At 69.6% G+C, this 20,636-nt stretch carries 17 protein-coding genes; 10 read left to right on the top strand and 7 right to left on the bottom strand.

Annotated elements, in window-relative coordinates; translation table 11 throughout:
• Positions 1 to 3: 3 nt before the first annotated feature.
• The 3 genes from ngg to U0R18_RS06240 all read right to left on the bottom strand — a co-directional run bounded on the left by ngg (position 4) and on the right by U0R18_RS06240 (position 5,298).
• Complete coding sequence (ngg, locus tag U0R18_RS06250) at positions 4 to 1,785, bottom strand: N-acetylglutaminylglutamine synthetase (RefSeq protein ID WP_526366983.1); 1,782 nt, start codon at positions 1,783 to 1,785, stop codon at positions 4 to 6.
• Positions 1,782 to 3,587 carry an N-acetylglutaminylglutamine amidotransferase gene (locus U0R18_RS06245; protein ID WP_526366981.1) on the bottom strand — a complete coding sequence of 602 codons (1,806 nt, stop codon included), beginning with the start codon at positions 3,585 to 3,587 and terminating at the stop codon, positions 1,782 to 1,784. Before U0R18_RS06245 ends, ngg begins: the two co-directional genes overlap by 4 nt.
• Before the next feature lie 142 nt (positions 3,588 to 3,729).
• The gene (locus tag U0R18_RS06240; RefSeq protein WP_526366979.1) at positions 3,730 to 5,298 is read right to left on the bottom strand and encodes an amino acid permease; all 1,569 of its coding nucleotides are present in this window, start codon (positions 5,296 to 5,298) and stop codon (positions 3,730 to 3,732) included.
• Positions 5,299 to 5,479: 181 nt separating this feature from the next.
• Here U0R18_RS06240 and U0R18_RS06235 point away from each other — a divergent pair, with 181 nt between their 5' ends.
• The 6 genes from U0R18_RS06235 to U0R18_RS06210 all read left to right on the top strand — a co-directional run bounded on the left by U0R18_RS06235 (position 5,480) and on the right by U0R18_RS06210 (position 10,852).
• The gene (locus tag U0R18_RS06235) at positions 5,480 to 6,829 is read left to right on the top strand and encodes a glutamine synthetase family protein (RefSeq protein ID WP_526366977.1); all 1,350 of its coding nucleotides are present in this window, start codon (positions 5,480 to 5,482) and stop codon (positions 6,827 to 6,829) included.
• Positions 6,830 to 6,908: 79 nt separating this feature from the next.
• Positions 6,909 to 7,634, top strand: a complete 726-nt coding sequence (locus tag U0R18_RS06230; RefSeq protein WP_526366975.1) for a gamma-glutamyl-gamma-aminobutyrate hydrolase family protein — start codon at positions 6,909 to 6,911, stop codon at positions 7,632 to 7,634.
• A gap of 15 nt (positions 7,635 to 7,649) precedes the next feature.
• A complete protein-coding gene (locus tag U0R18_RS06225) occupies positions 7,650 to 9,011 on the top strand; it encodes an aldehyde dehydrogenase family protein (RefSeq protein ID WP_526367471.1) in 1,362 nt (453 codons plus the stop codon).
• Positions 9,012 to 9,785 (top strand): 3-oxoacyl-ACP reductase, encoded by a 774-nt coding sequence (locus U0R18_RS06220; protein ID WP_526366973.1) that lies wholly within the window; start codon positions 9,012 to 9,014, stop codon positions 9,783 to 9,785.
• Between the two features lie 11 nt (positions 9,786 to 9,796).
• Positions 9,797 to 10,519 carry a FadR/GntR family transcriptional regulator gene (locus U0R18_RS06215; protein WP_526366971.1) on the top strand — a complete coding sequence of 241 codons (723 nt, stop codon included), beginning with the start codon at positions 9,797 to 9,799 and terminating at the stop codon, positions 10,517 to 10,519.
• A gap of 9 nt (positions 10,520 to 10,528) precedes the next feature.
• Positions 10,529 to 10,852, top strand: coding sequence for an ArsR/SmtB family transcription factor (locus U0R18_RS06210; protein ID WP_526366969.1), 324 nt, complete (start codon positions 10,529 to 10,531; stop codon positions 10,850 to 10,852).
• Positions 10,853 to 10,855: 3 nt separating this feature from the next.
• On the opposite strand, the gene U0R18_RS06205 is transcribed toward U0R18_RS06210, so the two are convergent.
• Positions 10,856 to 12,217: a PepSY domain-containing protein gene (locus U0R18_RS06205; RefSeq protein WP_526366967.1), complete on the bottom strand. Its 1,362-nt coding sequence runs from the start codon at positions 12,215 to 12,217 to the stop codon at positions 10,856 to 10,858.
• 126 nt (positions 12,218 to 12,343) lie between these two features.
• Positions 12,344 to 12,877 (bottom strand): hypothetical protein, encoded by a 534-nt coding sequence (locus U0R18_RS06200; protein ID WP_526366965.1) that lies wholly within the window; start codon positions 12,875 to 12,877, stop codon positions 12,344 to 12,346.
• Between the two features lie 101 nt (positions 12,878 to 12,978).
• Between U0R18_RS06200 and nicT the strand changes: the two genes are divergently transcribed.
• Entirely contained in the window at positions 12,979 to 14,049 is a 1,071-nt protein-coding gene (gene nicT / locus U0R18_RS06195; protein WP_526366963.1) for a Nickel transporter NicT, read from the top strand.
• Between the two features lie 234 nt (positions 14,050 to 14,283).
• Here the strand turns inward: nicT and mtr are convergent, their stop codons facing one another.
• Entirely contained in the window at positions 14,284 to 15,687 is a 1,404-nt protein-coding gene (mtr, locus tag U0R18_RS06190) for a mycothione reductase (protein ID WP_526366961.1), read from the bottom strand.
• A 12-nt stretch (positions 15,688 to 15,699) separates the two neighbouring features.
• Positions 15,700 to 16,695, bottom strand: coding sequence for an alpha/beta hydrolase (locus U0R18_RS06185; RefSeq protein ID WP_526366959.1), 996 nt, complete (start codon positions 16,693 to 16,695; stop codon positions 15,700 to 15,702).
• A 151-nt stretch (positions 16,696 to 16,846) separates the two neighbouring features.
• Here U0R18_RS06185 and mqo point away from each other — a divergent pair, with 151 nt between their 5' ends.
• From mqo to U0R18_RS06170, 3 genes are read left to right on the top strand one after another with little or no spacing between them, the layout of a single operon-like run.
• Complete coding sequence (mqo, locus tag U0R18_RS06180) at positions 16,847 to 18,277, top strand: malate dehydrogenase (quinone) (RefSeq protein WP_526367469.1); 1,431 nt, start codon at positions 16,847 to 16,849, stop codon at positions 18,275 to 18,277.
• Complete coding sequence (locus tag U0R18_RS06175; protein WP_526366957.1) at positions 18,274 to 18,744, top strand: GNAT family N-acetyltransferase; 471 nt, start codon at positions 18,274 to 18,276, stop codon at positions 18,742 to 18,744. Before mqo ends, U0R18_RS06175 begins: the two co-directional genes overlap by 4 nt.
• Positions 18,741 to 20,627, top strand: a complete 1,887-nt coding sequence (locus U0R18_RS06170; protein ID WP_526366955.1) for a magnesium chelatase subunit D family protein — start codon at positions 18,741 to 18,743, stop codon at positions 20,625 to 20,627. Before U0R18_RS06175 ends, U0R18_RS06170 begins: the two co-directional genes overlap by 4 nt.
• The last annotated feature ends 9 nt before the right edge of the window (positions 20,628 to 20,636 follow it).

Genomic DNA, 20,636 nt, shown 5'->3' with positions numbered 1-20,636 from the left:
CCGTCAGAGCGGTGGCTGCTCCGGCGTCCAGGCCTGCGGCAGCCCGGGACGCCCGGGGAACAGGAAGTCGACGAACGCCGCGGCCGTCGGCTGCGGTTCGTGATTGGCCAGTCCGGGCCGCTCGTTGGCCTCGATGAACACGTACTCCTCGCCGGTGACGTCGGGCACCAGCAGGTCGATCCCCGTCACCGGGATGCCGATGGCCTCGGCGGCGGTGACGGCCACCCGGCGCAGCTCGGGGTTCACCTGGGCGGTGACATCGTGGATGGTGCCGCCCTGGTGCAGGTTCGCGGTCCGGCGGACCCGCAGCCGGCGACCCTCGGGCAGCATGTCGTCCAGTGCCCAGCCGGCCTCGCGGACGGTCGCCTCGGTCACGTCGTCCAGCGGGATCCGGGACTCGCCGCCGGTGGCCGCGGCCCGGCGCCGGCTCTGCGCCTCGATCAGCTCGGCCACCGAGTGCGAGCCGGTGCCCGTCACCTCGGCGGGCATCCGCAGCGCGGCCGCCACCACGTGGCCGTCGATGACCACCAGCCGCAGGTCGTCGCCGTCGCAGCGCTGTTCGATCAGCACTTCCGGGTGCTCGGCGCGGGCGCGGGCCAGCGCGTCGTCCAGATCCGGCCCCGAGCGCACGCCGACGGTGATGCCCTTGCCCTGTTCACCCCGGGTCGGTTTGACGACCACACCGGCCTCGCCGACGTCGGCCAGGAAATCGTGGTCGGCGGAGTCGAAGGTGGCCAGCCGGCCGCGCGGTACGGTCACGCCGGCACCGCTGACGATGCGGCGGGTCAGCCGCTTGTCGTCGCAGCGACTCATGGCCACCGCCGAGGTGAATTCCGACAGCGATTCGCGGGTGATCACGCTGCGGCCGCCGTGCGACAGGAGCATCTCACCGGTCTCCGCGTCGAGCACCTCGACGCGGATGCCGCGGCGCAGCGCTTCGTCGGCGATGATCCGCGCGTACGGATTGAGATCGTCGACGGTTTCGGGTGCGGTGGTGAACAGCGGTTCGTTGATCGCGTTCTTGCGCTTGACGGCCAGGACCGGCACCCGGCTGAAGCCGAGCTTCTCGTAGAGCCCGATGGCCGCCGTATTGTCGTGTGCCACAGACAGATCCAGATAGGCCCGGCCGCGTTCGCGGAAGATGGCCGCCAGCGCGTGGGTCAGTGCGGCCCCGACGCCGGGCGCGCCGGCGGCGGGGTCGACGGCCAGCGTCCACAGGCTCGAGCCGCCCTCGGGGTCGCCGAACAGTCGCTCGTGGTCCACGCCGGTGACGACCCCGAGGACCGCGCCGCCGCCGTCGGGGTCGTCGCGCTCGGCGATCAGATACTCCACGGCATCGTTGTTCCGGTGGTTGTCCCAGATGACGGCGGTGGGGGCGGGCACCATGCCGCACCGCACGTAGACCCGGTTGATCTCGTCGGCGTCAGGAGCTGCGGTCAGGCTGCGCACCCGGAAGCCGGCCGGACCCGGGACGGCAGCGTCGGCGTCCTCCTGGTCGTTGAAGCGCAACCGGTAGGTGTAACTCGGGTCGATGAAGAGCTCCTGCGGGGCGCGCGCCACCAGGACGTGGGCCTCGCGGGCGTACATGCAAATGTCGCGACGGCCCGGGCCCTCGGCCGCCAGCACGTCGGCCAGCTTCTGCGGGTCGGCGAAGGTCTGGCCGAAAACCAGTCGGCCCCAGCCGAGTTCGAGGATCACGTCGTCGGCCATCGCGGCCACCAGGTGCGCGGGTGAATCCTCGTGCAGGGCGAGGGTGATGGCCTCGGTGTGGTGCTCGGTGGTCATGCCGCCGGCCCGGTGATGTCGTGCTTCTGCAGCCACAACTCGAGCAGCGCGATCTGCCACAGCTCGTTGCCGCGCAGCGGCGTCAGCCGGCCGTTCGGGTCGGCCAGCAGATGCTCGACGGCGCTGGCGGAGAACAGCCCACGCTCCTTGGCGGCCGGCGCGTAGAGCGCCTCGCGGACCAGGTCCAGGTACGGTCCCTGCAGATGGGTCAGCGCCGGTACCGGGAAGTATCCCTTGGGCCGGTCGATCACGTCATGGGGAATCACCTGTCGCGCAGCCTCTTTGAGCACCCCCTTGCCGCCGTGGGCGATCTTGAGCTCCGGCGGGCAGGTGGCGGCCAGTTCCACGAGTTCGTGATCGAGGAACGGCACCCGGCCCTCGAGTCCCCAGGCCATCGTCATGTTGTCCACCCGTTTGACCGGGTCGTCGATCAGCATCACGGCGGTGTCCAGCCGCAGTCCGCGGTCGACACCGGTGGCCGCGCCGGGGCGCCCGAAGTGTTCGGTGAGCAGCTCGCCGCTCGGGTCGCCCTCGTGTTGGAACGCCGGGTTCAGCAACCCGTGCACGCCGGCGTCGTCGCGGTCGAAGAAGGCCGCGCGGTAGGCGGCGACGGCACCCGCGAGGCTCGCGGCACCGGGTTCGGCGAGCGGGGGGTACCAGTGATAGCCGGCGAACACCTCGTCGGCGCCCTGACCCGATTGGACCACCTTGACGTGCTTGGAGACCTCCTGGGACAGCAGGTAGAACGCCACGCAGTCGTGGCTGACCATCGGTTCGCTCATGGCGCCGATGGCGCCGTCGAGCGCGGGCAGCATGCGTGCGGTGTCGATCCGGATCTGGTGGTGGTCGGTGCCGAAGTGCTTGGCGACGATGTCGGAGTAGACGAACTCGTCACCGGCGACGTCGCCCACCGATTCGAAGCCGATCGAGAACGTCTGCAGCCCGTGCTGGCCGGCTTCGGCGAGCAGGCCGACGATCAGACTGGAATCCACCCCGCCCGACAGCAGGCAGCCCACCGGCACGTCGGCGACCAGCCGGCGCTGCACCGCCACCCGCAGTGCGCCGAGAATCGCTTCCTCCCAATCCTTTTCGGACCAGTCGGCATGTTCGGCGCGGCGGGTGAAGTCGGGGGCCCAGTAGGTGGTCTGCACGCGCCGGCCGTCCGGCTCGAACGCGATCAGGGTCGCCGGGGGCACCTTGGTCACGCCGCGCAGGATGGTGCGCGGTGGTGGCACCACGGAATGGAAGCTCAGGTAGTGGTGCAGCGCGGCCGTGTCGATGCGGGTGTCCACGTCGCCGCCGTCGAGCAGGGCCGGCAGGGAGGAGGCGAAGCGCACCCGGCGGGCGTCCTCGCTCAGGTACAGGGGCTTGATCCCGAGCCGGTCGCGGCCCAGCAGGACCCGCCCGCTGTCGCGCTCGACGATCGCGAAGGCGAACATGCCGGCCAGGTGATCGACGAACTTATCGCCCCAGTGGTGGTAGGCCTTGAGCAGGACCTCGGTGTCGCTGTGCGAGAAGAACCGGTAGCCGTGGCCGCTCAGCTCCGCCCGCAGCAGTGGGTAGTTGTAGATGCAGCCGTTCCAGGCGATAGCCAGGCCCAGCTCGGGATCGACCATGGGCTGCGCGCCCGCCTCGGACAGGTCGATGATCTTGAGCCGGCGATGTCCGAGGGCCACCCGCCCGGCCGACCACACCCCGGCTCCGTCGGGACCGCGGTCCACCATCGTCTCGGCCATCGTGGCCACGGCACTGACGTCGGGTACTCGGCCATCGAGCCGGAGCTCCCCGCAGGCTCCACACATGTGTGGCCTTGTACCACCCCCGTGGCCTGCTCAAACGTCGCCGAGAGACGGGTCACATGCGAGGGGCGCCGACAAGACCGCGCCCCCCGGCAGCAGCACGAGGGGCGCGGGGCCCACCCGCGGGTGGGCCTATTGCGGGGGTCTATCCGGGTTTCAGCTGGTCACCGGCCAGTTCGACCTGCTTGATCGGGCCCTTGAACCACTTCTTCACCGAGACGTGCCAGTAGATGTAGAGCAGGATCAACACGCCGCCCACCAGCAGCGGGGTGTAGTTCACGTACTTCCATTCGAACGCGTCGCCCCACGGAACGCCGCCGGAGGAGGTGGGGAACATCGCGATGGCCGAGGTGATGACGATCTCGATGACGGCCACCGGGGCCATCCACCGGTGGTGCCCGCGCAGGTTCCACTTGCCGACGGTGAATGAGTCGCCCATCCGCCAGCGCAGGAAGATCGGCACCGCGAAGCACAGGTACAGCCCGACCACACCGATCGACACCACAGCGAAGAACGCCACCGGGACGGGTGCACCGTTGATGTCCACCTTGACCAGGGCGGGCAGTGTGATGAGGGCGGCCAGCGCCGCGGTGACGATCACGGCCGGCGCCGGAACGCGGTTGGCGTTGATCTTCGACCACAGCTGATGGCCGGGCACGGCGCGGTCGCGGCTGAATGCGAAGAGCATGCGCGACGCGCTGGTCTGGCAGGCCGTGGTGCAGAAGAACTGGCCGGCGGTCGAGATGAACAACACCAGCACCACCATGTTCTGCGGCAGGGCCTGGTTGAAGATCGTGACCACCGCGCCGCCGCCCGTCGACACCCCGTCAGGGTCCTGTACCGCGAACAGGAAGCTCAGCAGCAGGATCCAGCCGCCGAGCGCCGAGTAGAAGATGGACCGCCAGATGCCCTTGGCGGCCGCGTCCGCCGCGCTCTTGGTCTCCTCCGACAGATGCGCCGACGCGTCGTAGCCCGTGATCGTGTACTGCGTCAGGATCGCCGCGATCGGCAGCACGAACAGCAGCCAACCCCACCCGGACGTCGAGCCGCCGAACATCCCGCTGTTGTTGATCGTCTTGGCGAACACGTCGGAGAAGCTCGCGTGCTGTGCGGGCACCAGGAACAGGATCAGGATCACCGCGGCCGCGCCGGCGACGTGCCACCACACCGAGATGTTGTTGAGCACCGCCAGCAGATGGCTCGAGAAGATGTTGATGGTCGCCGAGATCACCAGGATCGCGACGAACAGCAGGAAGGTCCGGGTGAGGCTGTAGCCGGCCAGCCAGGTCTCGCTGAACGTGCCGAGGGTGAGGTCCAGGAAGGTGGCGCAGCCGTAGGCCACCGAGGCCAGGATCGCGATCAGGCCGATCAGGTTGAGCCAGCCGGTGTAGTAGCCGGCCTTCGGCCCGCCGAGTTTGGCTGCCCACCAGTAGATTCCGCCCGAGGTCGGGAACGCCGACACCAGCTCGGACATACAGAGCCCGATGACCAGGATGAAGATCGAGACCAACGGCCAGCCCCACGCGATGGCGGCGGGCCCGCCGTTGTTCCAGCCGAGGCCGAAGGACGTGAAGCAGCCGGCCAGGATCGAGATGATCGAGAACGAGATGGCGAAGTTCGAGAAGCCCGACCAGGAGCGGTGCAGTTCCTGGGCGTAGCCGAGTTTGGCGAGGTGCTGTTCGTCCTCGTCGAGCAGTTCGTGGCCTTCGGGCACAGCGTTCTCCTGCCTGATCCATGGGTGGGTCTCAGGGCAGAATAGGACGCTATTGGTCGGCTGTCCTACCTTTGGAGTGACGGTTGTGTAAATCTGTGCAGGGACGCCGGCGAGCGGCGGCCGTCCAATGGTTGACTCGGCGGGGGAAGGACGGGTGGGAACGGATGGGAAGAGAACCGCGATGCTGACGTTGTCCGATCTGCATTCCCTGGTCGCGGCGGGTCAGGTCGACACCGTCATCGTCGCGTTCGCCGACATGCAGGGCCGGCTGACCGGCAAGCGGGTGTCGGCCCGGCTGTTCGTCGAGGACGTCGCCGCCCACGGCGCCGAATGCTGCAACTACCTGCTGGCCGTGGACGTGGACATGAACACCGTCGACGGCTACGCCATCAGCAGCTGGGAGACCGGCTACGGCGACATGGTGATGACCCCCGACTTCGCCACCCTGCGGCTGCTGCCGTGGTTGCCGGGCACCGCGTTGGTGATGGCCGACCTGTCGTTCCACGGCGGTGTGCCGGTCCGGCCCGCGCCGCGGACCATCCTGCGCGCCCAGCTGGATCGCCTCGACCGGGCGGGGTTGCGTGCCTTTGTCGGCACCGAGCTGGAGTTCATGGTGTTCGACGACACCTACCGGGACGCGTGGCGGGCCCGGTACCGGGATCTGACCCCGGCCAGCGACTACAACGTGGACTACGCGATGCTCGCATCGACGCGGATGGAACCGCTGCTGCGCGACATCCGGCGCGGCATGGAGGGCGCCGGCATGTACTGCGAGGGCGTCAAGGGCGAATGCAACCTCGGCCAGCAGGAGATCGCGTTCCGCTACGACGACGCCCTGGTGACCTGTGACAACCACACCATCTACAAGAACGGTGCCAAGGAGATCGCCGATCAGCACGGCCAGTCGCTGACCTTCATGGCGAAATACGATGAGCGCGAAGGCAACAGCTGCCACGTGCACATCTCATTTCGGGGAATCGACGGTTCGGCTGTCTTTGCCGATGGCGACGACGCGTTCGGGATGTCGGCCATGTTCCGCAGCTTCGTGGCCGGCCAGATCGCGACGTTGCGTGAGCTGACCCTGTTCTACGCGCCGAACATCAACTCCTACAAGCGATTCGTCGACGGCAGCTTCGCGCCCACCGCGATTGCCTGGGGTATGGACAACCGGACCTGCTCGCTGCGGGTGGTCGGCCACGGCCACGGGATGCGGATGGAGTGCCGCGCCCCCGGCGGCGACGTCAACCCCTACCTGGCTGTCGCGGCGTTGATCGCCGGTGGCCTGCACGGCATCGAGAACGGTCTCGAGCTCGGGGAGCCGTGCGTCGGGAACGCGTATACCGGTTCGGCGCAACGACTTCCGACCACGCTGGCCGAGGCGGCCGCGTTGTTCGACGGGTCGGCAGTGGCCCGCGCCGCGTTCGGCGACGACGTCGTCGACCACTATCTGAACAACGCCCGCGTGGAACTCGACGCGTTCAATTCCGCGGTGACCGACTGGGAGAGGGTGCGCGGCTTTGAACGCCTCTGACCCTGCCGCGAGCAGACGCAAAGGCCCCTCGAACGAGGCCGATTCCGGGCTATTTGCGTCTGCTCGCGGGGGTCGTCCGGTGATCGGTGTGACCACCTACCTGCAGCAGGCCCGGTCCGGGGTGTGGGATGTCCCGGCGGCGTTCCTGCCCGCGATCTACCTCGAGGGGGTGACCCTGGCCGGCGGCATCGCGACGCTGCTGCCGCCCCAGCCGGTCGACGACGAGATCGTCGAACGCGTTCTGGACGGGCTCGACGGACTGATCCTGACCGGCGGGCGCGACGTCGACCCCGCCGCCTACGGCCACGTCAAACACCGCAAAACCGATGAGCCCGACCGGGTTCGGGACGCCTGGGAGTTCGCCCTGCTGCGCGGGGCCCTGGCACGCCGGCTGCCGGTGCTGGGCATCTGCCGCGGGGCCCAGGTGCTCAACGTGGCACTCGGCGGCACGCTGCATCAGCACCTGCCCGACGGCCTCGGCCACACCGGACACCACGCGGGCAACGCGGTGTTCAGCACGTCCACCATCCGCACCGTGCCCGGCACCCGGCTCGCCGCCCTGGTGGGGGAGTCGACGCAGGCGCAGTGCTACCACCACCAGGCCATCGCGGGCCTCGGGCACGGGCTGATCGTGGCCGCCACGGATGCGGCCGACGAGGTGGTGGAAGCCATCGAGGCAGATCCGCAGTCCGGGGACGGCTTCTGCGTTGCGGTGCAATGGCATCCGGAGGAACGCCTCGACGATCTGCGGCTGTTCGCCGGCCTGGTGGCCGCGGCGCGCGACCACACGACGGAAAGGATCTGAGTGAGCACGTCCAGCATGGTCACCGAGGTGATCAATCCGGCCACCGAGGAGGTGCTGCGCACCGTCGACCGTCTCGGTCTCGACGCCGTCGACGACGCGGTGGCCCGCGCCACGGCGGCCCAGAAGCGCTGGGCCGCGGCGGCACCCGCCGAGCGGGCCGCCGCGCTGCGGTCGTTCGCGGCCGTCGTCGACGCCCACGTCGACGAGTTGGCCGAGCTGGAAGTGGCCAATTCCGGGCACCCCATCAGCGCCGCCGAATGGGAGGCCGGCCACGTACGCGATGTGCTCCAGTATTACGCGGCGGCCCCGGAACGGTTGAGCGGCAAGCAGATTCCGGTGTCCGGTGGCCTCGACGTGACCATCCACGAGCCGCTCGGGGTGGTCGGGATCATCACGCCGTGGAACTTCCCGATGCCGATCGCGTCATGGGGGTTCGCGCCTGCCCTGGCGGCCGGTAATGCCGTGCTGGTCAAACCCGCCGAATGGACCCCGCTGACCACGCTGCGCATCGGCGAGCTCGCCGTCGAGGCCGGCCTGGACCCGGACCTCTTCCAGGTGCTGCCGGGCCGCGGATCGGTGATCGGGGACCGCTTCGTCACTCACCCCGACGTCCGCAAGGTGGTGTTCACCGGATCCACCGAGGTCGGCACGCAGGTCATGGCGGGGGCGGCCAAGCAGATCAAGCGGGTCACGCTGGAACTGGGCGGCAAGAGCGCCAACATCGTCTTCGACGACTGCGATCTGGAGAAGGCGGCCGCCACGGCGCCCTACGGCGTGTTCGACAACGCGGGGCAGGACTGCTGCGCGCGCAGCCGGATCCTGGTGCAGCGCAACGTCTATGACCGGTTCATGGAATTGCTCGAGCCGGCCGTCAAGGGCGTCGTGGTGGGGGATCCGGCCGCGCGGGACACCGAAATGGGCCCGCTGGTGTCCAGACCGCACTGGGAGTCGGTGGCCGCCTATGTGCCCGACGACGCCCCCGTTGCATTCCGGGGTTCCGCCCCGAGCGGGCCCGGCTACTGGTTCGCGCCCACCGTGCTGACCCCGCAGCGCACCGACCGCACCGTCAGCGAGGAGATCTTCGGGCCGGTGGTCGCCGTGCTGCCGTTCGACGACGAGGCCGATGCCATCGCCCTGGCCAATGCCACCGAATACGGTCTGTCCGGGTCGATCTGGACCGACAACCTGTCCCGGGCGCTGCGGGTGTCGCGGGCCGTCGAGGCCGGCAACCTCAGCGTCAACTCGCACTCGTCGGTCCGGTACAACACCCCGTTCGGCGGGTTCAAGCAGTCCGGGCTCGGCCGCGAACTCGGACCGGACGCCCCGGAACACTTCACCGAGACCAAGAACGTCTTCTTCGCGATGGGAGAGCAGTAGATGGATCTGACGCAGCGGCTCAAGGACAAGGTCGCCGTCGTGACCGGCGGTGCCAGCGGCATCGGCCTGGCCGCGGTGAAGCGGATGCGGGCCGAGGGCGCGGTCGTCGTCATCGGCGACATCGACCCGACGACGGGCAAGGCCGTCGCCGACGAACTGAACGTGACGTTCGTCCAGGTCGACGTTGCCGACGAGGACGCGGTGAACAACCTGTTCGACACCGCTTTCAAGGTGCACGGCGGAGTCGACATCGCCTTCAACAACGCCGGTATCAGCCCGCCGGATGACGACCTGATCGAGAACACCGAACTGCCCGCCTGGCAGAAGGTCCAGGACATCAACCTCAAGAGCGTGTACCTGTGCTGCCGCGCCGCGCTGCGGCACATGGTTCCCGCGCAGCGCGGCTCGATCATCAACACCGCGTCGTTCGTCGCGGTGATGGGTTCGGCCACCTCGCAGATCTCCTACACCGCATCCAAGGGCGGCGTGCTGGCGATGTCGCGGGAGCTCGGGGTGCAGTTCGCCCGGCAGGGTATCCGGGTCAATGCGCTGTGCCCGGGCCCGGTGAACACGCCGCTGCTGCAGGAACTGTTCGCCAAGGATCCCGAACGCGCGGCGCGCCGGCTGGTGCACATCCCGCTCGGCCGCTTCGCCGAACCGGAGGAGTTGGCGGCCGCGGTCGCGTTCCTGGCCTCCGACGACTCGTCGTTCATCACCGGTTCGACGTTCCTGGTCGACGGCGGCATCAGCTCGGCCTACGTCACGCCGCTGTAGAACCGCCGACCATGACCGCCGCCCACGATCCCGCACCCGCCGGTGGGGCGCTGCTGCGCCCGGTGCGGCTCGGCAACGCGTTCGAGGAGACCGTGGGGCGGCTGCTGCAGACGATCCGGCTCGGTGTCCTGGCTCCCGGAGAGTCGCTGCCGCCCGAGCGCGAACTGGCCGCGCGGCTGGGGGTTTCGCGCGACACGGTCCGCGAGGCGATCAAGAGCCTGGCCGATGCGGGTTACCTGGTGTCCAAACGCGGCCGCTACGGCGGCACCTTCCTGGCCGAGCAGATCCCCGCGCTGTCGGCCGACACCCCGCGGTTCACCCGGGCGGAGATCGACGACGCCCTGCGGCTACGCGAGATCCTCGAGGTGGGTGCCGCGCGGATGGCGGCCACCCGGACCCTGACCGCCGCCGAACGGGAGGGGCTGTGGTCGCGGCTGGCCGATGTCCGCGACGCGGGCCTCGACGACTACCGGCGGCTGGACTCCCGGCTGCACCTGGCCGTCGCCGAGGCCGCCGGGTCGCCCTCGCTGGTGCCGCTGGTGGCCGAGAACCGGATGCGCCTGAACGCGCTGCTGGACCAGATCCCGCTGCTGGCGCGCAACATCGCGCACTCCAACGAGCAGCACGAGGCCATCGTCATCGCCATCCTGGCCGGGGACGCCGAGGCGGCCGGTTCGGCGATGTGCAGCCACGTCGGCGGTTCGGCTGCCCTGTTGCACGGGTTCCTGGACTAGATTCGGACCATGAACGCCGGCGCGGACCAGGTGCACAGGGCCACCACAGCGCTGACCGACGTCGACACGGCCGGGTGGGCGCAGCGCTTCGACCTGCTGTCCGATCCGCATCGCCTGGAGATCCTGCTCAGCCTGCACCGCGCACCCGGTATCTGCGTCAGCGATCTGGCGGCCGCGCTGAACCGTTCGGAGAATGCGGTCTCGCAGGCGCTGCGGGTGCTGCGTCAGCAGGGCTGGGTCGGCAGCGAGCGCGTCGGGCGGCAGGTCTGCTACCGGCTCGAGGACGAGACCGTGCACGATCTGCTGCACTGGATCGGCGCCCGGCACAGCTGACGGTCATCTCCGGCGCCGCATCATGCCGATCGCGATGTCTGCGACCAGGAATCCCGCCAGCGGGATGCCCAGCAGCGGTAGGAACCAGCCGACCGCCAACGTGCCGGCGGCCAGTAACGCGATCCCCGCGGGATGCAACCGGCGCAGCGCGCCACGACTGGGTGGCCGGCCCACCGCCCAGTCGGTGCCACGTGTCGGCCGGCGTTGCCACCACATTCGGTAGCCGTGAACGATGACCGCGACCAGGCCGACCGCGACGCCGAACAGAAGTAGCTGGTTGAGAAGCCCGAACAAGAAGCCCATATGGGCGCGGATGCCCCAGTCGGCCAACTTGGCCATCAGCGAGTAGTCGCGCCAGTAGTCGACGGTGCTGGTGACCGTCAGATCGGCCGGGTCGACCGTCGCGGCATTGGTGGTCAATCGGTAGGGCTTGTCGATCTCGGTGACGGCGACGCCCTCGCCGGGCGCGCTGGGCAGCGTGATCTCGACCGGGAAATGCACGCCGGCCCACTGCGCCGCTCGCACCACCGCGTCATGATCGATAGCGGAGTCCGGGATCTCGGTTCCGGCGGTGGGCAACGCCGAATCAAGCTGTGGGCGTTCCCAATTCAGTGCCGAGCGGAGTTCGGTCACGTGCGCCCCGGCGTATGTGGACCAGGTGATCCCGGTGGCCGACAGGAACAGCAGCGCGGCCAGCAGCCACACGCCGGTCGCGCCGTGCCAGTTGAGCGTGCGGGATCGGCCGGCGGCGCGGCGGTCGACCGTCAGCAGCCGGACCCGCCCGGTGCGGACGCGTTGCCGGGCGGCACGAGCCACCCATAGGTAGAGCCCGCCGAGTGCGACCACCCACAGCCAGGACGCCGCGATCTCGCTGTAGATGCGACCCGGCTCACCAAGATTCAGGTGGCGATGCAGCCCATCGAGCCAGGTGCTCAGCGGCAGGTAGCCGAACCAGGTGACCTCGTCGCCGAGTACCCGGCCGGTGTACGGGTCCACGAACACGGCGCGCCGGTGTTCGTCGTCCAGGGCTGGATCGGAGATGTAGACCCTGGTCGAATCGGTGCCGTTGGCCGCGGGCCGTAGGCCGGTGACCGTCAGACCAGGGAACGCGGCGGCCGCCGCAGCCACCTGGTCGTGGATGGGCAGGGGAGTTCCGGATGGTTCGACGTGAAGTTCGTCGGCGTGGACGAACCGTTCGATGGTCGGGCTCAGCGCGTAGAGACCGCCGGTGACGGCGGCGACCAGGATGAACGGCGCCACCAGGACGCCGGCATAGAAGTGGAGTCGGGCGATCAACGGGCGCCACGCACGTGGAGCCGGTGACATCGGTTCGGTGGCGTTATGGGTGTTCTCGGACAGGGTCATGGGTGCAGCACCTTTGGTTCGGATTGGGGACGACGGCGTCACACACGCGGACGGCGCTCGGCGCATGGGTAGCGGCGAGCGCGGAAGGTGATCGGTGACGCCGACAGTGGTCGGCGGGTCGGAGAGTTAGCCGGCGACGGGTCTCGGCGGTGCCCGCATCCCCAGGCCCTGGCACCGTAGGACAGCTCGTGCGGCAATGCCCTTGGCCCAGAAGATGATCGAGCGCGGGACCGGTTGCGGCGATCTGTTGAGTACCAGGCGCAGCCAGCACAGGATCGAGCCGGCGACCGCTGTCAGATGCTCTACCGCCGCGATCGCGAGGCCGAGCAACACCGCTGCTGCCGCGTGGGCCGCGATCATCTGTGGGGTGAACGCCGGGCCGCCGTGGTGGTGGTCGGTGATCGTCAGCGCCAGGTGGCCGACCAGCTGGGTGACGGCCATCGCGGCCACTAGGGTCAGCGCCCGGTTGCCGGCTGAGGTCGGCCGGATCCCGCTGAACAAGGTGCCCACCGATGCGCAGAGCAGGATCGCCAGGCTGAGGGCACCACCGCGGGGGACGACGCCACCGGCGGCGGTATGGGCCACCGTCACGAGTGCTGCCGAGGATGCGGCAACGAGCGCGCCGCCCGCACGCCGCTTCCCGACTGGCCGCCCGCTCACGTGCAGCACCCTATCGCGGCCGGAGCCGCCCGATCGGCCAGGCGCCAACCTGAACATGTGAACAGCTAGACATATATTCACCGGCCTCATAGGGTCGACCCATGAGCGCCCCCCGATTCGACCGTACGGACTGGACGACGATGGCCTCGATGGGGGCGGTGGTGCTGGCCCTGCACGTGTTCGGCTGGGGTGTTCTGGTGTTCGGCGTTGCGCCCCAACACATCACGCTCGGTTCGGCCGGAGTCTTCGGGATCGGCCTCGGAGTGACGGCCTATCTGCTGGGTGTCCGGCACGCGTTCGACGCCGATCACATCGCCGTGATCGACAACACCACCCGCAAGCTCGTCGGCGAGGGTAAACGGTCGCTGTCGGCCGGGTTCTGGTTCTCGCTGGGCCACTCCAGCGTCGTCTTCGCGCTGGCGTTCCTATTGGCCATCGGTGTGCGCGCGCTGGTCGGCCCGGTGCAGGACGACGGTTCACCGATGCTGCAGACGCTCGGCCTGATCGGGTCGGTGGTGGCCGGGACGTTCCTGATCCTGATCGGCCTGACCAACCTGTTCGCCGTCGTCGGGATCGCCAAGGTGTTCCGTGCGATGCGTAACGGCGAGCTGGACGAGGCCGAACTGGAGCGCCAGCTGGACAACCGCGGCTTCATGGCCCGGCTGCTGTCCAGGGTGATGCGCCGGGTCGACAAGCCCTGGCACCTGTACCCGGTCGGCCTGCTCATGGGGCTGGGCTTCGACACGGCCACCCAGGTCGCACTGCTGGTGCTGGCGGCGGGGACCGCGGCGTTCACCCTGCCCTGGTATGCGGTGCTGGTATTGCCGGTGCTGTTCGCGGCCGGGATGAGCCTGTTCGACGCCGCCGACGGCATCTTCATGGCCCGCGCCTATGGATGGGCATTCCTGCGGCCGATCCGCAAGGTGTTCTACAACCTCACCGTGACGGTGCTCTCGGTGGTGGTGGCCCTGGTGATCGGCGTGATCGTGCTGGCCGGCCTGTTGGCCGACCGGCTCGGGATCGAATCGGGTCCGCTGGCGGTACTCGGTTCGGCGAATCTGGAATTCGTCGGGTTTGCGATAGTCGGGTTGTTCGCGGTGACCTGGTTGATCGCCGCCCTGGTCTGGCGGTTCGGCCGCATCGAGGAGCGCTGGACCGTTCCCGCCGGGTAGGCCGAGCGCCATCTCGTACGATCCGCAGAGAACAACACCAAGCAGTGGTGGACGGCCAACAAGCGCCGCTACGACGAGAACGTGGCGTGACGACGCGCTGCGCACCGCGCCGCGTGGCTACGCCGTCGACCACCCGCGCATCGCGCTGCTGCAGCTGCGCCGCCTGGCGGTGGCGCGCGAGGTGGGCGCCCCCGATTTGGCTCCGGGACAACCTCGGCGATCTCGTCGGCTGATTCAGTGCCGCCGCGCCGGTGGCCACTGCGGTTCGCCGCACAGGTCCAGCAGCGCGTTCTCGATCACCTCGGGCAGTGCCGGGTGGATCCAGTACTGTCCGCGGGCCATGGTCTGGCCGTCCAGCCCGAAACTCATCGCCTGGATCAGCGGCTGGATCAGGGTCGACGCCTGATGGCCCATGATGTGCGCGCCCACGAGCCCGCCACTGCCGGCCTCGACGATGATCTTGCAGATGCCCGTGGTGTCCTCCATCGCCCAGCCGTAGGCCACGTCGCCGAAATCCTGGATCTTGACCTTGATGTCCAAACCCTTTGCGCGGGCCTCATTCTCGGTCATCCCGACCCAGGCGATCTGAGGATCGGTGAACACCGCGGCCGGCACGAACCGGTGATCGGAGGACATCAACGCGTCCGTGTCGTCCCAGTCCTGCAGCAGATTGTGCCGCACCACCCGGGCCTCGTGGTTGGCGACGTGCTTGAGCTGGTAGTCCGAGCTGACGTCGCCGAGCGCGAAAACGCCTCGCGCCGCGGTGCGTTGGTATTCGTCGACCACGACCTGCCCGCCGTCGGTGACCTCGACGCCGGCCAGTTGTGCGTCCAGCAGGTCGCCGTTGGGGGTGCGGCCGGTGGCGACCAGGATCGCGTCGCCGTGCAGCGTCGAACCGCCGTCGAGTTCCAGGGTGGTACCGGTACCTCCGACCACCGTGCGGTGGCTGTGCACTCCCCACTTGCGCGCGGCGATATCGGTGAACCGTTCCCCGATGTCGTCGTCGCAGTGCGACAGCAGCGTCGAACCGCGCAATACCAGGGTCACCTTCGAACCCAGCGCCGCGAACACGTGCGCGAACTCCGCGGCGACGAAGCCGCCCCCGACGATCACCAGGTGCGCGGGCAGTTCCGGCAGCCGCATGATGGTGTCGCTGGTATGAAAGGTGATGTCGCTCTGCGCAATTGCCGGCGGGATCACCGACCGGGCGCCGGCGGCCAGCACCACCTTGTCCGACGTGAACTCCGTCCCGTCCTCGGTGCGCAACAGGTAGCGGCCATCGGGACGCGTCGGGCCGAACCGGGTGTGCACGTCGAACACCGTGACGTCGGGGGAGGACCGGCGGTAGCGCTCGCCGCCCAGCGCGATCGGGTCGATCCGGCCGAACACCCGCGAGACGATGTCACCCCAACGCACCCCGTCGACGTGCGCGTCGACACCGAACCGGGCGGCGTCGCGCACCGTCGCAGCCACCTCGGCGGCGTAGACGAACATCTTCGTCGGGATACAGCCCACGTTCAGGCAGGTGCCGCCGAAGGTGCCCTGCTCGCAGATCGCCACGCGCATGCCGGCATACCGATCGTCGAGAATGCTGTTGCCCGAACCGGTTCCGATGATGGTCAGATCGAAATGCTGCACAGCAGATCCCTTCTAGCGGTCCAGGAAGCGGTCCAGCCACCGGTCGAGTTCGAGGTAGGCGGCCGTGCGCGGCCCCGCCAGCGACAGGAAGACGTCGTGCTTGGCGTCCGGCACCGGTGCCACAGTGGTGTGCGTACCCCCGATGCAGCCCGCCCACCGCGCGATCTGCGTCACGTCCAGCACGGCGTCCCCGCGCTGGATCGCATCCGGGGCCGCGCCCGGCTTGATGCTGGTCTCGGCCACGCTGTGATCTGAACGCAGGATCAGATTGGGCACCCCGACATCCAGGCCGCGATGCAACCTGGCCTGGCCGCGCCGGACGGCATTGATCCAGCCGAACGTGACGGGAAACCCGCCGAGCGGCTTGAGCGTCAGGTCGTAGTCGAACTCGCCGCCGTAGTCGCGGTGCAGGGTCGTGCCGTACCCGCCCTCGGTCGGCTTGCGGACCACCGAGGTTCGGCGCACCTTGGCCAGCGCGATCAGCGCGGCCGCCGTCGGCGCGGTCCGAAGGATGGCCGGGCCGTGCAGGTCGAGGAACGGGCTGTTGAGGATCAGCCCGGCAACGCCCAGCGCCGCGGTCAGCCCGCGCTCGCGCAGCCGGTCCAGCCACAACGTCACGATCAGGCCGCCGGCGGAATGCCCGTAGACCCAGATGTCGGCGCCGTCGGTCTCGCTGGCGATGATCGCCACCGCGCGCTCCAGCTCGCGGTGGTACTCCGCGAGGTCCGTGGCGAAGTGCGGGGTCTGGCCCTCGCGCCAGGACCGGCCGCACTTGTGCAGGTCCAGCGCGTAGAACGCGAGATCGTGGGCGGCGAACCGGTCGGCCAGTTCGATGTTGAAGAAATAGTCAGTGTATCCGTGCACCGCGAGGACCGCTCGGCGCGCCGGCCGGGCCGGCCCCCGGCGGACCACGGTGGCCAGCAGGTCACCCTCGCCCAGCGGGTCGGCGCCGAGTTCGACGGTGTGTTGGTGGTAGCCGTCCAGGAGATCGGGTTCCCATGCCGTCACACCGGTCACTCTATCGATTCGGCAACCGGCGGGAGCTGCTGTGGTCGATGACTCAGGGCGGCTGCCTGGGATTCTCGGCACGTCGCGGGATAACCTGGCAATCGTGACTTCTGTTGCCAAGACCGACGTCGTTCTCATCGGCGCGGGCATCATGAGCTCGACCCTCGGTGCCCTGCTCCGCCTGGTGGAACCGGACTGGTCCATCACCATGATCGAGCGCCTCGACGGCGCCGCGGCCGAGAGCAGCGACCCCTGGAACAACGCCGGCACCGGGCACTCGGCGCTGTGCGAGCTCAACTACACCCCCGAGAACGCCGACGGTTCCATCGACATCGCCAAGGCCGTCAACGTCAACGAGCAGTTCCAGGTGTCGCGGCAGTTCTGGGCGCACGCCGTGGAGAACGGGGTGCTCACCGATGTGCGCAGCTTCCTCAACCCGGTGCCGCACGTGTCGTTCGTGCACGGCGCCGACCGCGTGGACTACCTGCGCCGCCGCCGTGACGCGCTGGTGTCCAACCCGTTGTTCGCGGGCATGGAGTTCATCGACGGCGCCGACGAGTTCGCCCGCCGGCTGCCGTTCATGGCTGCCGGGCGCGACTTCTCCGACCCCGTCGCCCTGAACTGGACCACCGACGGCACCGACATCGACTTCGGGTCGCTGTCCAAGCAGCTGATCGGCTACGGCGTGCGCAACGGCACCACCGCGCTGTTCGGCAACGAGGTTCGCGACCTGTCCCGCGAGTCCGACGGCACCTGGACGCTGAAGGTCCGCAATCGCCGCACCGGTGAGACCCAGCGGATCAACGCCCGCTTCGTGTTCGTCGGCGCCGGCGGCGACGCGCTGCACCTCCTGCAGAAGTCGGGCATCAAGGAGTCCAAGGGTTACGGCGGGTTCCCCGTCGGCGGCCAGTTCCTGCGGACCTCCAACCCGGCACTGACCGCCCAGCACGTCGCCAAGGTGTATGGCTTCCCGCCGCTGGGCGCACCGCCGATGTCGGCGCCGCACCTGGACACCCGCATCATCAACGGCAAATCCTGGCTGCTGTTCGGGCCGTTCGCCGGCTGGTCGCCCAAGTTCCTCAAGCAGGGACACATCACCGATCTGCCGGGCAGCGTGAAGCCCGACAACCTGGCCTCCATGATCGGGGTCGGGCTGACCCAGATGAGCCTGGTCAACTACCTGCTCGGCCAGCTGACGCTGTCGCCCGGGGCCCGGGTGGACACGTTGCGCGAATTCGCGCCCAGCGCCGTCGACTCCGACTGGGACCTGTCGGTGGCCGGTCAGCGCGTGCAGGTGATCAAGCCGAAGGAATCCGGGCTGGGCGGCACGCTCGAGTTCGGGACCACCGTGCTCAGTGCGGCCGACGGCAGCATCGCCGGCCTGCTCGGTGCCTCGCCGGGCGCCTCCACCGCGGTCCCGGCCATGTTGGACGTGCTGGAACGTTGCTTCGCCGACCGGTACGCCACCGCCTGGCAGCCCCGGCTCAAGGAGATGATCCCGTCGCTGGGCGCCAAACTGTCCGACGAGCCGGGCCTGTTCACCGAGGTATGGGATTGGGGCACCCGGGTGCTCGGCCTGTGACGGTCGCCCTGCGCCGCCTGCGGGCTCCCGATGTGGATGCCGCCACCCTGTACGAACTGCTCAAACTGCGGGTCGAGGTCTTCGTCGTCGAACAGGCCTGCCCGTATCCCGAACTCGACGGGCGTGATCTGCTGGCCGAGACCCGGCATTTCTGGCTCGAGGAGCCGGCGGCGGCCGGAACGGCGACGGTGGTCAGCACCCTGCGGCTGATGGAGGAGCACACCGGCGGCGACAAGGCGTTCCGGATCGGCCGCGTCTGCACCAAGCGGGAGCACCGTGGCCACGGGCACACCCACCGGTTGCTGGCCGCGGCGCTGGCCGAGGTCGGCGCCTACGAGTGCCGGATCGATGCGCAGACCTACCTCGCCGAGATGTACGGCCGGCACGGATTCGTCACCGACGGCGCGGAGTTCCTCGAGGACGGCATCCCGCACATCGCGATGGTCCGGCCCGGGCGCCAGTCATGAACCCCGCCGATCCGAATTCGCCGGGCCTCGTGCTCGCGGAACAACGCCGCTCGCCGAACCCGGCGTACCCGTTCACCGCCATCGTCGGCCACGACGAGCTCCGGCTCGCGCTGATCCTGTGCGCCATCCGCCCGGAGATCGGCGGTGTGCTGATCCGCGGCGAGAAGGGCACCGCCAAGTCCACCGCCGTGCGCGGTCTGGCCGGGCTGCTGGCGGCCATCGGGGACTCCGGGCTGGTCGAGCTGCCCATCGGCGCCACCGAGGACCGGGTCATCGGATCGCTGGATCTGCAGAAGGTGCTCGCCGCGGGCGAGCACGCCTTCTCGCCGGGCCTGCTGGCCCGGGCCCACGGCGGCGTCCTCTACGTCGACGAGGTCAACCTGCTGCACGACCATCTGGTGGACGTCCTGCTCGACGCCGCCGCGATGGGCCGGGTGCACATCGAGCGCGACGGCGTATCCCATTCGCACGACGCGCGTTTCTTGCTGATCGGCACGATGAATCCCGAAGAGGGGGAGCTGCGCCCGCAATTGCTGGACCGGTTCGGTCTGACCGTCGACGTCCGGGCGTCCCGCGACGTCGACGTACGCACCTCGGTCATCCGCGCGCGGATGTCCTACGAGGCTGATCCGGCCGCGTTCGGCGCCCGCTACGCCGACGAGGAGGCCGCACTGGCCGAACGCATCGCGGCCGCGCGGGAGCGGGTGGCTGATGTGGTCCTGGGCGACGACGAGCTGCGCCAGATCGCCGCGCTGTGTGCCGCGTTCGACGTCGACGGGATGCGCGCGGATCTGGTGGTGGCCCGCACGGCAGTCGCGCACGCCGCCTGGCGCGGCGCCGATGCCGTGAGCGTGGACGACATCCGGGTGGCCGCCGAGTTCGCGCTGCCGCACCGCCGCCGCCGCGACCCCTTCGACGAGCCCGGGCTGGATCGCGACACGCTGGATCAGGCGCTGGCCGACGCCGGCGCAGCGCCGGAACCCGATCCCGACCCGGATCCCGATCCGCCCGGCGGTGGTCAGCGGGACCCGGAAACCCAAGCACCCGAGGGGAATTCGGCTGCATCGGCACCGGCGGCCGCGCGGCCCAGCGCGCCACCGTCCGCGGTGTTCAAGACCCGCGCGCTGCGGATCCCGGGCGTGGGAGAGGGGGCACCCGGCCGGCGTTCGCGGGCCCGCAACCGCGCCGGAGCGGTGGTGGCCGTCAGCCCCGACGACTCCGGTGACGGTCTGCACCTGTTCGCGACCCTGCTGGCCGCCGCCGGCCGATCGCCGGCGCGCGGCGCGGTGCGTCCGGCCGTGCAGGATGTCCGGCGCGCCCTGCGCGAGGGCCGCGAGGGCAACCTGGTGGTCTTCGTCGTCGACGCCTCGGGGTCGATGGCCGCCCGCGACCGGATGTCCGCGGTCAGCGGAGCGGCGCTGTCCCTGTTGCGCGACGCCTATCAGCGCCGGGATCAGGTGGCGGTCATCACCTTTCGGGGCAGCGAGGCCGGCGTGCTGCTGCCGCCGACATCGTCGGCGCACATCGCCGGACGCCGGCTGGCCCGTTTCGACACCGGCGGCAGGACGCCACTGGCGGCCGGACTGCTGGCCGCGCGCGATCTGGTGGCCCGGCAGAAGGTCCGTGACCCCTCGCGGCGCGCCCTGGTGGTGGTGCTCACCGACGGTCGGGCGACCGGCGGTCCGGATCCGTTGGGCCGCAGCCGAATTGCTGCCGCTCGCCTGCTGGCCGAAGGGGCCGCGGCAGTGGTGGTCGACTGCGAGACGTCCTACATCCGGCTCGGCCTGGCCGGCGAACTCGCCGGCTGGCTGGGTGCGCCGGTGCTGCGGCTCGAGCAGCTGCGGGCCGACCACCTGAGTCACGCCGTCCGAGCCGTCGCCTGAGCGGAGGTA

It is taken from the genome of Mycobacterium sp. (assembly GCF_046330795.1).
Taxonomy (GTDB): Bacteria; Actinomycetota; Actinomycetes; order Mycobacteriales; family Mycobacteriaceae; genus Mycobacterium.
This window is presented reverse-complemented; position numbering and strand designations above follow the sequence as displayed.

Coding starts and splice junctions, on each gene's coding strand:
- ngg (WP_526366983.1), bottom strand. CDS start 1,785: ATGACCACCGAGCACCACACCGAGGCCATCACCCTCGCCCTGCACGAG.
- U0R18_RS06245 (WP_526366981.1), bottom strand. CDS start 3,587: ATGTGTGGAGCCTGCGGGGAGCTCCGGCTCGATGGCCGAGTACCCGAC.
- U0R18_RS06235 (WP_526366977.1), top strand. CDS start 5,480: ATGCTGACGTTGTCCGATCTGCATTCCCTGGTCGCGGCGGGTCAGGTC.
- U0R18_RS06225 (WP_526367471.1), top strand. CDS start 7,650: ATGGTCACCGAGGTGATCAATCCGGCCACCGAGGAGGTGCTGCGCACC.
- U0R18_RS06220 (WP_526366973.1), top strand. CDS start 9,012: ATGGATCTGACGCAGCGGCTCAAGGACAAGGTCGCCGTCGTGACCGGC.
- U0R18_RS06215 (WP_526366971.1), top strand. CDS start 9,797: ATGACCGCCGCCCACGATCCCGCACCCGCCGGTGGGGCGCTGCTGCGC.
- U0R18_RS06210 (WP_526366969.1), top strand. CDS start 10,529: ATGAACGCCGGCGCGGACCAGGTGCACAGGGCCACCACAGCGCTGACC.
- U0R18_RS06205 (WP_526366967.1), bottom strand. CDS start 12,217: ATGACCCTGTCCGAGAACACCCATAACGCCACCGAACCGATGTCACCG.
- nicT (WP_526366963.1), top strand. CDS start 12,979: ATGAGCGCCCCCCGATTCGACCGTACGGACTGGACGACGATGGCCTCG.
- mqo (WP_526367469.1), top strand. CDS start 16,847: ATGAGCTCGACCCTCGGTGCCCTGCTCCGCCTGGTGGAACCGGACTGG.
- U0R18_RS06170 (WP_526366955.1), top strand. CDS start 18,741: ATGAACCCCGCCGATCCGAATTCGCCGGGCCTCGTGCTCGCGGAACAA.